Raw genomic sequence first — 13,619 nt, forward strand, 5'->3', positions numbered from 1 at the left:
GAGGTATTGGTTATGAAAATAGTTGTTTTAAATGGGAGTCCGAAGTTTGAGAAAAGTGTTACAATGCAATCAATGAAGTATTTGGAACAAAATTATGAAAAACATGAATTTCAGTATATCCATATTGTTAAAGAAGTAAAAAGTTATGAAGAAGATGCTGAAAAGTTAAAAGCTTTATGCACAAAGGTTCAGGAAGCAGATGCAGTTATATGGGCATTTCCACTATATCATGCTTTAGTGCATTCTAATTATAAGAGATTTATTGAACTTATATTTGAAAATAAATTTGAAAGCTATTTTAAGGATAAGTATACTGCTGCATTTTCTACATCTATTCATTATGCAGATATTCATGCACATAATTATATCAGGGCAATTTCTGAAGATTTAGGCATGAACTATGTAGAATATTTATCTCATGAGATGCAAGATTTAACTAAGGAAAATAGAAGAAAAGAGCTTAAAGTGTTTTTTGAAAATTTGCTTGATTTTGCAAATGAAGGTTTAACAACTAGTAAATTGTATAATTCAGTAAGTAAAAGTAACTTTAAATATAGTGGAGGAGTAACAGACAAAGTTATTGATACAAATAAAAAAATAATTATAATTACAGATGCAACTAAAGAAGATGCGAGTCTTAATGAGATGATTGACAAATATAAAAGTTGTATAAAAGGTTCTGTAGAGATTCTTAATCTTAATGATGTTGATATAAAAGGGCCATGTCTTGGCTGCTGCAAATGTGCTGCTGAAAATAAATGTGTTTATGATGGTAAAGATGGTTATAGGGAGTTTTTAGACCATATTATTAATAATGCAGATATCATAATTTTTTCAGGAAGTATAAAAGATAGATATTTATCTTCACGTTTTAAGCTTATTTATGATAGAAGTTTTCGTTATAACCATGTTCCTATATTCAGAGGTAAACACATAGGATATATAATTTCAGGGAAATTAAGTGAAAATCAAAATTTAAGACAGATACTAGAGTTTCATACACAAGGAGGCAATTTAATAGGATTTGTCACTGATGAAGCTGAAGATAACTCTCTTATAGATAATCAAATATATGCGTTGGCTAAAATGAGTATAAATTATGCTGAAAGAAACTACTTCAAGCCTGAAACCTTTTTAAATATAGCTGGAAGTAAATTATTTGCAGATGCATTGGAAGGAGAACTAGGAGCTATTTTTATAGAAGACTATAAATATTATAAGAAAAATAAGCTGATTAAAAAAGTTCCATTAAAAGAAAAAGCTCAAGGGAAAGTAATGAGATACCTTATGAAAAGAAAAAAATTCAAGGAGCATGTACAGAAAAATATGGTTGATTTCATGATCACAGGCCATAAGAAGGCACTTGAGAAAGATACAGGAAAGAATAATGGGTAGCAGTTTAAAAGCATTTTTAAATGTAACCCTAAGCTTTCTGCCTTTAATGCTTTTTTGGAGTATTTCGAGTAATTTATGCCTTGTTTTAGGATTTGCTTCTATACTGATGCTTTTTATAAGAGATATAATTAATAAGAATATAGGAATTATGTCAAGCGTTCTAGTAGCTTATTTTGCTATTTCTAATATATTGTATTTTTATTTAGGAATTAATTCTGTTATGGAATATAAATATTTAACTTCATATACGGTATTAGCTTTAACGGGTTTCATTTCAATTATGATGGGAAGACCTTATACAATGTATGATGCTAGAAGAGGATATGAAAAGGAATTTGGAAAATCTTCTTTATTTATAGAAGTTAATATAGTAATAACAAAAATATGGGCTACAATTTATTTGATTAATGCTATTATAGAATTATCAGGGCACAATATTATGACTGTTATAATTATGAATGGGCTGGTGATTTTAGGAATTATGCTATCAATTATAATTCCAGGGGTATTGCCTGAAGTTTAAAGTAGGGGATGTGAAGGAAAATAACAAGTAAAAGATGCAATGGGAAATTCTTATATGCAGCATAACTGCTATTTTTAAGGTGTAAATTTTGTGTTAGACAAGGAGCTAAAGTTGCAGGATATTAGTGAGATTTATAGGCGAAGTATAACACAAAATAGACTAGCATACTGATTTGTTATTTTTTTGAACATCCTCGAGAGGATAGATTTTAAGTTTTTAATATATCCTTGTCAGAAAGGCATTGCTTAAAGTTTAAAGCAAAAGGGGAAATTACATGGAGTTAGATTTAATTTGCAGCGAAAATTTAAAAAGAATGCTGGAAGAAATCCTTACAAATCGCAAAATAAAGATTAATGAAAATGCTGATGTATGTTTAATTGAAAAAGGATTTGATTTAAAGAGCGGCAAAATAGGGATATACTTTGATATAGAAACCATAAATATTTTGATTGGTTATTTAGATTCTATTTCGGGCAGCAAAGAAGAAGTTAAAAATATAATCACAGGAAGATGTGACGAGGATGAGCTTAAAGTATTAAATTTTGATGAGATATATTATTTTGAGGCTATGGGAAATGAGGTCTTTTGCATGGCCAAGGATAAAAAGTATAAAGTAAAAGAAAAGCTTTATGAACTTGAAGAAAGATTGGAAGCAAAAGGTTTCATAAGAGTAAGTAAATGCTTTGTTGTAAATATAGTGAAAGTAGATAGAATAATTTCATGGTTTAACAGCAAGCTTATACTAAAGCTCATAGATATGGATGAAGAAGTATATGTCACAAGAAAATATCTAAATAACTTTAAGCAATATCTCGGATTGTGAGGTGTGTAAATAATGAAACAGAATTTAAAGGATTTTTTATTTAATCTTATTATATCCATGCTCCTTGGAATAGTTGTTGGAATGACTCAAATGATTGTTAAAAATATAAATGCAGGAATTATAGAAGAATTAATTATGTTTTCAATTATTGGAGGTGTTATTGGTACTATTTCTAGATTTGTTTTTATTTATCTAATTGGAATAAAACAAAAAAGTGCATTACTAGCTTTTGTTTGTGTATTTATAGTAATAGGGGGGATTTCCTGTTTACCATCTATTTACTACTATTTTGTATATAAAAAAATTGCTTCAATTATAGAGCTAATATCTATTTTAATAACTGCAGAATTTTTGGGGATGAGTTTTTGCTATTATTCATATAAAAGAAATTTAGAATTTAATTCAAAACTTATGAATAAAAAAAATCAGCTATTAAGAAAAAACTAAATATAAAATTGGGAGAGGTTGCAATATTCAGAGTGAAGTTGCGACCTCTCCAATTTTTTTGTTTGAAAGGCTTTATTTTATTTAAAGGTTAACCTAAAAGGCAAAGTATTATTTTTAAAAGTTTGAATTTTTTTCAAATGAGGATAATTTAAATTTAAGTTCCAAATAATAATTTAAAGATATGTTTATCGTTTTAAAGGAGATTTTTATTTATGAAAAAAATATTTACTTCAATTGTTATTGTAAATATTATTGGAATAATAATTGGATTTATGATAGCACCTAGGGAAACTATAATGGCAAATAGTTCAATAGAAAAAGATAGATTGGAAATGATAAAAGAAAAAGGAATAATAACTATTGCTGCACCATCAAAGGAAATTCCATTCTTTTGGATAAATGAAGAAACGAATGAGATGAGTGGAATTGATGCGGATATTATGAATGAAATTACACGGCGGCTTGGAATTAATAAAGTTGAAATTAAGGAAGTAACATTTGCAGATTTGTTAGATAAATTTAATGCTGATGATAGTATAGATATAGCAGTTGGTGGAATATTTATGACTCCTGAAAGTGAAAAAATAGTAGCGTTTACTAAGCCATTGTATAAAGAATCAGAAACTGTTATTGTACCAAGATTTTCAAAAATTAATTTTATGAGTGATTTAAAAAGTGCAGTAGTTGGAGTAGAAAAAGGAACAATATTTGAAGATCTAGCGAAAAAGTGGAAGGAAAATAACTTAATAAAAGATGTATTAAGTTTTGATAGTACAACTGATTTATTTAATGCTATAAGTAGCGGGAAAATTGATGCGGGTTTAGCTGATTCTATTATTATAAACTACTATATAAAGGAAAAAGATCCTTTGTTAAGGCAGCTAAAAGGCTATACGCCTGAATTACAAGGAGTAATGGGAATAGCAGTTAAAAAAGATGATGTTTTCTTATTAAACGCATTAAATAAAGCAATTAATGATATGAAAGCAGATGGTGCGTTATATTCTATTCTTGTAAAGAATGGATTAGATAAAAATAATATGATTAGTAACTGAGTACACAATTCTAAAATATTGTTAAGAATATATCTTCTTAACAATATTTATTCTTCAGAATATTAGAATATATATTCTGATATTCTAATATTCTGAAGAATATGCTTGTATAATGCGGGTTTGAGGATTATTTGCTTGAGAAAGCCCTAGGTTTTTACATAATTTTAAGATGGAAAAACAGATCTTTAGATTAGAAAAGAAAAATATTTGGGTGATAATAAAATTATAGCGTTTTTTTTATTGGCTAAAATGTAAATCATTAAGATCAAATTCTCATTACTTAGAACATGTAGATGGAAACTTAAAATATATTGATACTTAATTATTGATCATTTGAGTGTAGTTTGTTAACTTCATTTGTATATCTACTTACATATAAAGTATTTTTGTATCGTAGCCAATAATTCGTAAAATACCCTATGGTAACTAAAATGCATAGAAGCATATCAAAACCAATGAGTAGTTGATAGCTCTTACTGATATCAAAGGAAACACCTCCGATTAAGCTACCAATGATCCCGCCTGCTTGATGGAATAGAAGGAGACTTCCAATGAACTTTCCTTTTTCTTTTGTATTCTCGTTAGCAATTAACATTCCTCCTGGTACAGCACCTAGGTAAGTAAATCCGAAGAAGACTGCAAACACAATTGGCGACCATGGCGAATGTACAAACAAAATTATAAACGCTAAGATGCGTATCCCGTACAACAACGACATCGCTGTAAATTTATTGATACGATCCAAAAGATATCCGAAAATAAAGGAACCGATTATTTCCATAATTCCTAAGGTACTCATGGATACGGCAATCAAAGCAGGCTTTACGCTAGACAATTGATAAATAGCCACTAAATTCATTTCTACAGTACCCATATTAAACCCACATGTAAATAATGCAAAACCAATAAATAGAAATAATAACATATGAGAACCTTTGAAAAGCATTTTCACTTTTGGTTGTTCGGATTCTTTTGCTTTCTTCTGTGGATTTTGAGGATTCCGAATAAGAAACTGAATAACTGGCAATGCAACAAAAAGGCTGAGCAGGCAAGAAATCAGAAATGCGTCCTTCCATGTTAACCAAGTGTTCGAGATAAAAATTGGAGTGCAAACGGCGAGACCAATAGATGATGAGCTTGCCAGAAGTGCAGTAGCTTTTGCTCGATGATGTTGGAACCAGTCAAATATTAGAATATATGTGGCAGAGGCTCCTATACCGTAAAAACCTGATATGACTCCATATCCGATAAAAAACAAAGTAGAATTATGCCCCACAAAAACGATACTTGTCCCTAAGATACTAAACATTGTACTTAGTAGCATTAATTTCTTAGGTCCATAGCGGTCCGCAATCCATCCTCCTATTGGGGTGCATAATGCTGCAATTAGTAGGTTGGTTGACCATGCCATAGAAATCAAGCTTCTACTTATATTCAAATCTTGAGAAATTTGAACTTGATAAGTAGCCATAATGAAACGCAATAATGCGCCAATAAAGCCGATAATCCACAAAGCAGCCAAGCCGATCCAAGCATACTTACGTTCTTTAAACCATGTGTCGTTCATTTTCTTCACCTCATTTTAATATAATAAAAAGATACTGAACGATATCTTTTTTACTATGTTAACACAACCATTAAGAAAGTGCAAATTTATATTCATATTTCTGGTGTTGAGAATATTTTTTATTATTTATAATTATATAATTGGCATTTTGGATTAATAGATCAGGTTCATCCAAGAAATAAACCCTGGCTTGCAATAACTGTTTAAATTTTTGGAGATATGCTATAATAATTAAAAAAATAACATGTGCAATGAGGAGGAAATTACGAAGAATTACATTCCTTGGAGGATAGATACTATGACTAAAGGAGAAAATACACGCAAGTATATAATTAAGAAATCGGCTGAACTTTTTAACCAGCGAGGTTACGCAGGATCTTCGCTCTCTGATATTACTGAAGTAACTGGAATCAAGAGAGGGGGGATTTATCGTCACTTTGCATGTAAGGATGAGATTGCGCTTGAGGCATATGATTACGCAGTAGGAATTGTTAATGAAAAATTTACCGAAGCCGTAAATGAACAACAATCAGCGATTAATAAAATTCTAGCTATATTCAAGGTTTATGAACAAGTTGTTGAGTTTCCCCCTTTCAGTGGAGGATGTCCTGTATTAAACACGGCTATTGAAAGTGATGATACTCACTCTGAATTACGAAAAAAAGCCCAGCAAAGCCTTGAAAGGATGCTGCAATATATTAAGGAAATTCTTTATCAAGGTATACAGAACGGTGAGTTAAAGCCAAATCTTGATACCGACGCTCTTGCTACTTTCATTTTTTCCGCCTTAGAAGGTGGGATAATGCTAAGTAAACTTGAGGGGAATAATCGTCATATGCAATTTAATATTGAAAGTTTATCCAAGTATTTAGAACAATTTTCATTACAATCATCTTAGTTCTTTAATTCTAAATTGTAACGTTAGTGAATATGAATCAGAACCACCGGTTAAGCCGGTGGTTTCTTAGTTTTTTAGAAATTTATATTCCAGTAAAATCTGTGGACGAGGCACTCCTTGAGGGAATAACTTAAAAAAGGTTGATTGAATAGTTTTGGTATTTTAAACAGTGGAATCTGTTCATTAGGTATTACAAGTGCTTAATTAAATCTAAGAGTAAGTCTTTAAAGTAAAAAATGTTGACATGGAAGAAATAATATTATAATATGATATTACTTCCGAGGAAGTAATATTGGGGAGGAAATTAATATGGATATTGTTAATGAAATTATATTTTCACTAAAGGAAATACAAGAAAATAATGAAATAGATGTTCCTAATATAAAGAATAAACTTACTTTTTCACAAATTCATTGTATTGCAGCTATAGAATATATCGAAGATGCAAATATAACTAAGCTATCACAAGAATTAGGAATGACAACAGGTGCTATAACTAAAATGTGTAAAAAGTTATTAAACGAAGGCTATGTATCGAAGTATCAAAAGGAAGGGAATAATAAAGAAGTATATTATGATTTAACGGAATTAGGATTAAATGTGTCTGAAATTCATAAAAAAATTCATGAGAAATCATATAATAAGAAAAAAGATATTATAGCTCAATATAATGATGAGGAGAAAGCTACCATATTAAAATTTTTACATGACATGAATTCAGTGACAAAGGATACGTTTATAGAAATTGCAGAAAAATATATTAAAAGTGGTGATTAAGTCTAATAAAATATGAGGAGGATTTTATGAGTAATATTACTGTAGTTAGCTATATTTGGGGCATATTTTGGATTTACTGGATATTAGCAGCGATAAAAACTAGGTCAAATGTAAAAAAAGAATCAAGTGGTCAAGGGAACATACCAAGAGTAGTGCATTTAATATTAGTAATAGTCTCTTATGCCATTACCTTTTTTCAGTTTAAAAGTATATTCTTATGGAATAGGATATTACCTAGTTATGAATATGTTGACTATATAGGTATCGCAATTTTAATATTCTCTCTTTTATTTGCAATATGGGCTAGAATAGTATTAGGTAGAAATTGGAGTGGAGCCATTCAAAAAGTAGAGGAGCAAAGATTAGTTCGTAGTGGCCCATATAAATATATAAGAAATCCTATTTATACAGGAATAGTATGTGGCTTTTTTGGAACTTTTCTTACATTTGGAAGTTTAGCTTCTATTATTGGATTTTGTATCATTTTAATTACTTATATTATAAAAATAAATAGGGAACAAAGATTTTTAGTATTAGAATTTGGTAAAGAATATGAGAAATACATAAAAGAATCATGGGCGTTAATTCCACATATATTCTAAATTTATAATATTTATTACAGCGTGCTTAACTAAGTGAAATTATTAGGTTTAGTAAAGGTGTCATTATTAGAGACAACTGTATCCAAGGTAGGCATAAAAATTAGGTTTACAATTACTGTTAATAATGAGACTTTAAAAGATAAGCTATTGAGAGATTGTTATTATCTACAGTTCCAAAGTGTTTGCATTATTATATCAGAAAATTTTGAGTAATAGAAAATAAAGTTTAGAGGTGGAATTAGTGTCAATGGTTTATATTTTATTGATTTTTATAGTATTAAAGTTTTTAAGGATACTTAATGGGAAGAATAAAAGAATTAAGTTCCCTAATTTATGGTTGTTACCTATACTACTTATTCTAATGATTGTTGAAGACTATGCAAAAACATTAAGTTTTTCATTGAAAGAGATTATGATAATAATTATTTGTTCAATTATTGGTCTAGGAGTGGGAATAATTCGTGGAAGAACATTAAAATATAGTAAGGATGAAGCTAGAGGTGAGGTTTATTATAATGAATCGTATTTAAGTCTTGGAGTCTATGTTTTCCTTATCGTTGTAAAATCGGCTTTTAGATATATTGGCGGAAATATAACTAGCTTTATAGGTATAGGAATTCTCGCATTTGGGTGTGCTTCAATGGTAGGAAGAAGTTTATGGCTATCATATAAGTACTTTAAAATATTAGGGGATGTTCAATAGTTATTTTATGAAATTAGGAGTATCCAGTTCTTGAAATAAACAAATGAGAAATTATGTTTAAGGAAATGTATCAACTAAAGTCAGCTCAGACTAGAAAGTGGGGGACTTTTTATGTAAATGCATTTCTATGATAATATTTTAGACATTGTATGGGAGGATGACTCCAATAATGCATTATTAATATATTCTTAAATTAGAGTTAAGTCAGTAGCGAATCTTTCTTATCCATTTCCCATACTTCGTATATATCTTGGATTTAATCAGAAATCTGTTAAGGTGATTCCAGCAATATGATTTGAAAGCCTCTCATGAACAATTTCTGCCATCTTCTCGTCACTCTCTGTCATACCACTTTTGCACCAAATCATCAATACATTAAAAAATCCGCCTGCAATGAATCCAATATTATATTTTTCAAATTCAGGAGAGCAATCCATGGTGCATGTTATAGTTTTTGAGTATATATTAAGAAATTCAATAGATCGTTCAAGTATTAAGTGGGTTAATTTAGACCTTAGTAGGTTTTCAATAAATTTTTGATGTTGTCTAAAATAGTAAAAAAATAAACGTGTCATTTCATAATTACTTATTTCTTTATGATTTAAAAGGGTTGAATACTCTCTAAACATATCGTCTAGATGATCAATAAGGATATCTTCCATTATGCTGTAATTACGATAAAAAGCCATCCGTGATACACCAGCTTTTTGTGATACTTCTGTAATAGATATATTCTTGAAGTCCTTTTTCTCCATTAAAGACATAAGAGCACCTAAAATACTCTCTTTTGTAATCTTATTCTGTTCAGCATTGTATTTATTAGTCATAAACAATATTCCTCCTTTTGTAACAGCTAGCCTATATTCACTTGAATTATTTATGTTATCAAATTATACTATAGTCCATAAGGAGTTACAAGTGAAACATCTGAAAGGAGCGCATTATGAAAATATTTTATTTTACAGGAACTGGCAACAATTTATATGTGGCAAAGAGAATTGTAGGAGAAAGTTATTCTATTCCTAAGTTAATGAAACTAGGACAGTTTGAGTTTGAAGATGAAAAGATTGGTATTGTATTTCCGAGTTATTATGGAGGAGTTCCTAAAATTGTTGAGGAGTTTCTAAATAAAGTTGAACTAAAAAGTAAATATATTTTTGCCGTAGTGTCTTTTGGATCTTTTTCAGGAGCAGTCATACCTGAGCTTTTAGAAATTGGAAAAAGAAATCAAATCCAGTTTTCATACATTAATGAAATACTTATGGTTGACAATTACCTTCCAGTGTTTGATATGGCTAAAGAGATAAAAAAAGAGCCGAAGAAGAATATAGAAGAAAGTCTTGCACAAATAATCAATGATATCCAAGTTAAAAAAATATATATCAAGAGACATTCTGCAGTTATAAAATGTATTGAAGCAATAATAAAAAAGTTTCATTCTAAGACTAAGGCTAATGCTAAATATGATAAGAATTTCTATGTAGAAGATACCTGTAATAGCTGCAAAGTTTGTAAGAAAGTTTGTCCAGTAAATAATATTAATGTAGATACTAAACCTGTTTATAAAGGAAATTGTGAGCAGTGTTTAGCCTGTATTAATCATTGTCCACAGAATGATATACGGCTTAAGCAAGAAAAAAGTAAAGCTAGATTTATTAATCAAAATGTTAAATTGAAGGAAATAATAGAGGCAAATAATTGATCTATTTTAAGAGGTTAAGAAAATGTTTAATTAAAAGGGAAAAGTTATCTTGGTTACAGAAGCGTCATCTGGTATTGGAAAAGCATATGCAGAAGAATTGGCTTCAAAGGGATGACGTTATATTAAGATCAAGATCAAAAGAGAAATTAGTATAAACCTATTTAGTGAAGTGTTTTAGGCAGAAAATTGTAGGCTAGGGTAGGGGCTCTTGTGTTGTGCCAGGTAACTTTTCTTTCCAGCATGTAATGTGCGAAAATATAGGTATGATTAAGTATGTAAATAATTCTTGACCGATCGTTCTCAAAATGCTAATATTAATTGTATAAAGGAGGGAACTTGATGGGACGAAGCAGAGAATTTGATGAAAATGTAGTTCTTCAGAAAGCTATGGAATTATTTTGGAAGCAAGGCTACGAAAAGACATCTTTAAATGATTTAGTAGAGCATATGGGAATACATCGTAGAAGTTTATATGATACCTTCGGTGATAAACACACATTATTCTTAAGAACTGTAGATTTTTATGCAGAATTAATAAAAAATAAAATGCAGGCTGGAATTTCACATGCAGAAACAGCAAAACAAGCTATAAAATTTATATTTGATTTTACAATCCAAGGATATGAAGATAAACAATGGGGTTGCTTAATTGTAAATTCAGCAACAGAGATGGCTCTTAGGGATAAAGAGATAGAAGAAAAAATTGAAAAGATATTTATGCAAACAGAACAACTACTTGCTGATCTTGTTCGAAAAGGCATGGAGACAGGTGAATTTTCTTGCAAGTATGATCCAGAAGTTTTATCAGAAATACTTCAAAATACATTGCTTGGAATTCGTGTGCAGTTAAGAATGTCAGCGAGCAAAGAAAAATTACATCGTATAGCAGATTTTTTTATGGATTTATTAAATAGTTAATTCTTTTATGCTAATTAGAATGAACGTTCTCAAAACTGTTTATGTTCCGCTGAGCCCTTTTGCATATTAGAAGAGTATAGACACTATTCAAACCAATAATATAAGAAATTTAGTGAATAAAGAAAAGTGAATAATATTGTAGATTTTTTGAATACATAATTTTTTTAGATCAATTAGAATGATTGTTCTCAAAAAGATACTAAGCATGGCTAAAGGAGGTGATAATGAGAGTGATACATTTGTGGAAAAGTAATGGACATGAGTTAAAATGAAAAATTAATGGAAAGAAGCAAGTTTTGGAAAAATTTTTTAACATGTATTATAAATTAAATAAAAATTAAGTGTATTCGTATCATTATGCGAGTGCAAAAATTAATAAGGAGTGAATAAAAATGAGCTTAATAACTGTAAGTAAAGAAAAATGTATAAAATGTGGAATGTGCGTGGTGGAATGTCCAACAGGAGTATTAAAACTAGAAGCGGATGGCCCAAAAGAAGTCAATCCTAATGCATGCATAGAATGTGGTCATTGTGTGGCTGTATGTCCAAAAGAGGCTATAGATAATAAGAAATCTCCATTAGCTATGCAAAGTGAGATAGGAGAAATCAAAAGGCTAAATCCAGAAGAAGTAAAGAATTTTATTAGATCACGAAGATCTATTCGTTCATATAAGAATATACCAGTTGAAAGAGAAAAGTTATTGGAACTTGTTGATGTTGCACATTTGGCCCCAACAGCAAGTAATTCACAAGGTATATCATATCTAATAGTAGACGATAAAAAAACAATTGAATTAGCAGTTGAGGAATGCATTAATTGGTTTGAAAATAATGAAACTTTGAGCAAGGTATTAGCAGGAATGATTAGTGGCTACAAGAATACTAAAGTTGACACTATCTTAAGAGATGCACCTAGTATAATTATAACTTTGGCTGATGAAGATTTTCGTAATGGTAGAGAAAATTCAATTCTTTCATTATCGTATCTTGAATTGTATGCTCCATCTCTTGGACTTGGATCATGTTGGGCAGGAGTATTTGAAATTTGTGCTCGTGGTGATAATTCACCAATGTACAGGATTTTTAACATTCCAGAGAAAAAGAAAATAACAGGAGTTGTAATGGTAGGATATCCTAAACATAGCTTTAAAAGATTTACAGAAAGACAACCGCTATCAGCTTCCTTTTTTGAAAACTAAATTATTAAATAGACCAAATAAGTGAAATTAGTTTTATTTCCTTTGGTTATATTTGTCATTATTCAAAAAGGATAAAAGAGCAATAACAAATTTGTTATTGCTCTTTTATATCAAGTTTGTTTGTTGAAATAATCTTTAATGCTCATAACTATAAATTAAATTATACAAGCTGAGAAGTAAGTTCTTCTATAATAGAAGGATTGAAAGGTCTGTCAATAAGAGCTGTACCTTTATTTAAAACAACATTTCTTTCACTAAAGCTTTCCTTATCTTCTCTATATAGAATTCCAGTTGGAATCTTATCTCCAAACTCCATAGCTTTTTCTAGTGCAGCAAGTTTATTGCTAGGGTCGTAATTTTCATCTAAAGAATAAACTCTATTTTTATAGAAGGAGAAAGTGTTAATATGATTAAAAGTTACGCAAGGTTGAAAAATATCCACCATAGCATATCCTTTATAAGAAATTGCTTCCTTCATAATTGAAACAAGCTGATCCATATCTCCACTAAAGGCTCTGGCAACAAAGCCTGCTCCAAGTGTTATAGCTAAAGCTACAGGATTTAATGGGGCATTGATATTTCCAGTAGTTTGAGCCCCAGTTACTAGACCTATTCCAGAAGTAGGAGAGGCTTGACCTTTTGTAAGACCATATATTTGGTTATCATGAACAAAATGAGTTATATTGGTGTTCCTTCTTATATTATGGATAAAATGATTTCCACCTTCTCCATAGGTATCACCATCACCAGAATCTACTATAACTGTTAGCTTATCATTTGCCATTTTAGCAGCAACTGCAGCAGGTATTGCTCTACCGTGTAAACCACAGAAACTATTAGCACTTATATATTGAGGCAACTTAGCGGCTTGGCCAATTCCTGCAACCATTAAAACTTCATAAGGGTCCTTTCCTAATTCAGTTAACGCTCTTTTTAAACTTTCTAATATATTAAAATTACCACAGCCTGGGCACCAAGCTGTTTCGTAAGTATGAAATTGTTCACTCATA

Annotated in this window: 15 protein-coding genes; 12 read left to right on the plus strand and 3 right to left on the minus strand. The window is 30.0% G+C overall.

All coding sequences use genetic code 11. The annotated features are described in order from the left end of the window. Nucleotides 1-12 precede the first annotated feature (12 nt). The 5 genes from L1S46_RS10420 to L1S46_RS10440 all read left to right on the plus strand — a co-directional run bounded on the left by L1S46_RS10420 (nt 13) and on the right by L1S46_RS10440 (nt 4,243). Complete coding sequence (locus L1S46_RS10420) at nt 13-1,395, plus strand: NAD(P)H-dependent oxidoreductase (RefSeq protein WP_238899920.1); 1,383 nt, start codon at nt 13-15, stop codon at nt 1,393-1,395. After that, nucleotides 1,388-1,918, plus strand: coding sequence for a hypothetical protein (locus tag L1S46_RS10425; RefSeq protein WP_238899921.1), 531 nt, complete (start codon nt 1,388-1,390; stop codon nt 1,916-1,918). Before L1S46_RS10420 ends, L1S46_RS10425 begins: the two co-directional genes overlap by 8 nt. Before the next feature lie 274 nt (nt 1,919-2,192). Next, nucleotides 2,193-2,741, plus strand: coding sequence for a LytTR family DNA-binding domain-containing protein (locus L1S46_RS10430; RefSeq protein ID WP_238899922.1), 549 nt, complete (start codon nt 2,193-2,195; stop codon nt 2,739-2,741). A 12-nt stretch (nt 2,742-2,753) separates the two neighbouring features. Further along, a complete protein-coding gene (locus L1S46_RS10435) occupies nt 2,754-3,188 on the plus strand; it encodes a hypothetical protein (RefSeq protein WP_238899923.1) in 435 nt (144 codons plus the stop codon). 212 nt (nt 3,189-3,400) lie between these two features. Beyond that, on the plus strand, nt 3,401-4,243 hold the full coding sequence (locus L1S46_RS10440; protein ID WP_238899924.1) for an ABC transporter substrate-binding protein: 843 nt from the start codon (nt 3,401-3,403) through the stop codon (nt 4,241-4,243). A 322-nt stretch (nt 4,244-4,565) separates the two neighbouring features. Here the strand turns inward: L1S46_RS10440 and L1S46_RS10445 are convergent, their stop codons facing one another. Continuing rightward, the gene (locus L1S46_RS10445; protein WP_238899925.1) at nt 4,566-5,810 is read right to left on the minus strand and encodes an MFS transporter; all 1,245 of its coding nucleotides are present in this window, start codon (nt 5,808-5,810) and stop codon (nt 4,566-4,568) included. A 298-nt stretch (nt 5,811-6,108) separates the two neighbouring features. Between L1S46_RS10445 and L1S46_RS10450 the strand changes: the two genes are divergently transcribed. From L1S46_RS10450 to L1S46_RS10465, 4 genes are all read left to right on the plus strand, one after another. Further along, complete coding sequence (locus L1S46_RS10450) at nt 6,109-6,708, plus strand: TetR/AcrR family transcriptional regulator (RefSeq protein WP_238899926.1); 600 nt, start codon at nt 6,109-6,111, stop codon at nt 6,706-6,708. A gap of 309 nt (nt 6,709-7,017) precedes the next feature. Continuing rightward, nucleotides 7,018-7,485: a MarR family transcriptional regulator gene (locus L1S46_RS10455; RefSeq protein ID WP_238899927.1), complete on the plus strand. Its 468-nt coding sequence runs from the start codon at nt 7,018-7,020 to the stop codon at nt 7,483-7,485. A 26-nt stretch (nt 7,486-7,511) separates the two neighbouring features. Beyond that, complete coding sequence (locus L1S46_RS10460; RefSeq protein ID WP_238899928.1) at nt 7,512-8,087, plus strand: isoprenylcysteine carboxylmethyltransferase family protein; 576 nt, start codon at nt 7,512-7,514, stop codon at nt 8,085-8,087. A 247-nt stretch (nt 8,088-8,334) separates the two neighbouring features. Then, the gene (locus L1S46_RS10465) at nt 8,335-8,790 is read left to right on the plus strand and encodes a DUF1453 domain-containing protein (protein ID WP_238899929.1); all 456 of its coding nucleotides are present in this window, start codon (nt 8,335-8,337) and stop codon (nt 8,788-8,790) included. Nucleotides 8,791-9,050: 260 nt separating this feature from the next. On the opposite strand, the gene L1S46_RS10470 is transcribed toward L1S46_RS10465, so the two are convergent. Continuing rightward, nucleotides 9,051-9,617 (minus strand): TetR/AcrR family transcriptional regulator, encoded by a 567-nt coding sequence (locus tag L1S46_RS10470; RefSeq protein ID WP_077829761.1) that lies wholly within the window; start codon nt 9,615-9,617, stop codon nt 9,051-9,053. A gap of 116 nt (nt 9,618-9,733) precedes the next feature. Here L1S46_RS10470 and L1S46_RS10475 point away from each other — a divergent pair, with 116 nt between their 5' ends. The 3 genes from L1S46_RS10475 (at nt 9,734) to L1S46_RS10485 (ending at nt 12,609) form a co-directional block, all read left to right on the plus strand. Continuing rightward, complete coding sequence (locus tag L1S46_RS10475) at nt 9,734-10,492, plus strand: EFR1 family ferrodoxin (RefSeq protein WP_238899930.1); 759 nt, start codon at nt 9,734-9,736, stop codon at nt 10,490-10,492. A 339-nt stretch (nt 10,493-10,831) separates the two neighbouring features. Further along, nucleotides 10,832-11,410, plus strand: coding sequence for a TetR/AcrR family transcriptional regulator (locus L1S46_RS10480; protein WP_238899931.1), 579 nt, complete (start codon nt 10,832-10,834; stop codon nt 11,408-11,410). Nucleotides 11,411-11,802: 392 nt separating this feature from the next. After that, on the plus strand, nt 11,803-12,609 hold the full coding sequence (locus tag L1S46_RS10485) for a nitroreductase family protein (RefSeq protein WP_238899932.1): 807 nt from the start codon (nt 11,803-11,805) through the stop codon (nt 12,607-12,609). A gap of 160 nt (nt 12,610-12,769) precedes the next feature. Here the strand turns inward: L1S46_RS10485 and L1S46_RS10490 are convergent, their stop codons facing one another. Further along, nucleotides 12,770-13,618, minus strand: a complete 849-nt coding sequence (locus L1S46_RS10490) for a 2-oxoacid:ferredoxin oxidoreductase subunit beta (RefSeq protein ID WP_238899933.1) — start codon at nt 13,616-13,618, stop codon at nt 12,770-12,772. Nucleotide 13,619: the final 1 nt, after the last annotated feature.

Source organism: Clostridium sp. YIM B02500 (assembly GCF_022324665.1).
Lineage (GTDB): Bacteria > Bacillota > Clostridia > Clostridiales > Clostridiaceae > Clostridium > Clostridium beijerinckii.

Excerpts from the sequence above, each read along its gene's own strand:
- L1S46_RS10420 (WP_238899920.1), top strand. The coding sequence starts at position 13 with ATGAAAATAGTTGTTTTAAATGGGAGTCCGAAGTTTGAGAAAAGTGTT.
- L1S46_RS10425 (WP_238899921.1), top strand. The coding sequence starts at position 1,388 with ATGGGTAGCAGTTTAAAAGCATTTTTAAATGTAACCCTAAGCTTTCTG.
- L1S46_RS10430 (WP_238899922.1), top strand. The coding sequence starts at position 2,193 with ATGGAGTTAGATTTAATTTGCAGCGAAAATTTAAAAAGAATGCTGGAA.
- L1S46_RS10435 (WP_238899923.1), top strand. The coding sequence starts at position 2,754 with ATGAAACAGAATTTAAAGGATTTTTTATTTAATCTTATTATATCCATG.
- L1S46_RS10440 (WP_238899924.1), top strand. The coding sequence starts at position 3,401 with ATGAAAAAAATATTTACTTCAATTGTTATTGTAAATATTATTGGAATA.
- L1S46_RS10445 (WP_238899925.1), bottom strand. The coding sequence starts at position 5,810 with ATGAACGACACATGGTTTAAAGAACGTAAGTATGCTTGGATCGGCTTG.
- L1S46_RS10450 (WP_238899926.1), top strand. The coding sequence starts at position 6,109 with ATGACTAAAGGAGAAAATACACGCAAGTATATAATTAAGAAATCGGCT.
- L1S46_RS10455 (WP_238899927.1), top strand. The coding sequence starts at position 7,018 with ATGGATATTGTTAATGAAATTATATTTTCACTAAAGGAAATACAAGAA.
- L1S46_RS10460 (WP_238899928.1), top strand. The coding sequence starts at position 7,512 with ATGAGTAATATTACTGTAGTTAGCTATATTTGGGGCATATTTTGGATT.
- L1S46_RS10465 (WP_238899929.1), top strand. The coding sequence starts at position 8,335 with ATGGTTTATATTTTATTGATTTTTATAGTATTAAAGTTTTTAAGGATA.
- L1S46_RS10470 (WP_077829761.1), bottom strand. The coding sequence starts at position 9,617 with ATGACTAATAAATACAATGCTGAACAGAATAAGATTACAAAAGAGAGT.
- L1S46_RS10475 (WP_238899930.1), top strand. The coding sequence starts at position 9,734 with ATGAAAATATTTTATTTTACAGGAACTGGCAACAATTTATATGTGGCA.
- L1S46_RS10480 (WP_238899931.1), top strand. The coding sequence starts at position 10,832 with ATGGGACGAAGCAGAGAATTTGATGAAAATGTAGTTCTTCAGAAAGCT.
- L1S46_RS10485 (WP_238899932.1), top strand. The coding sequence starts at position 11,803 with ATGAGCTTAATAACTGTAAGTAAAGAAAAATGTATAAAATGTGGAATG.
- L1S46_RS10490 (WP_238899933.1), bottom strand. The coding sequence starts at position 13,618 with ATGAGTGAACAATTTCATACTTACGAAACAGCTTGGTGCCCAGGCTGT.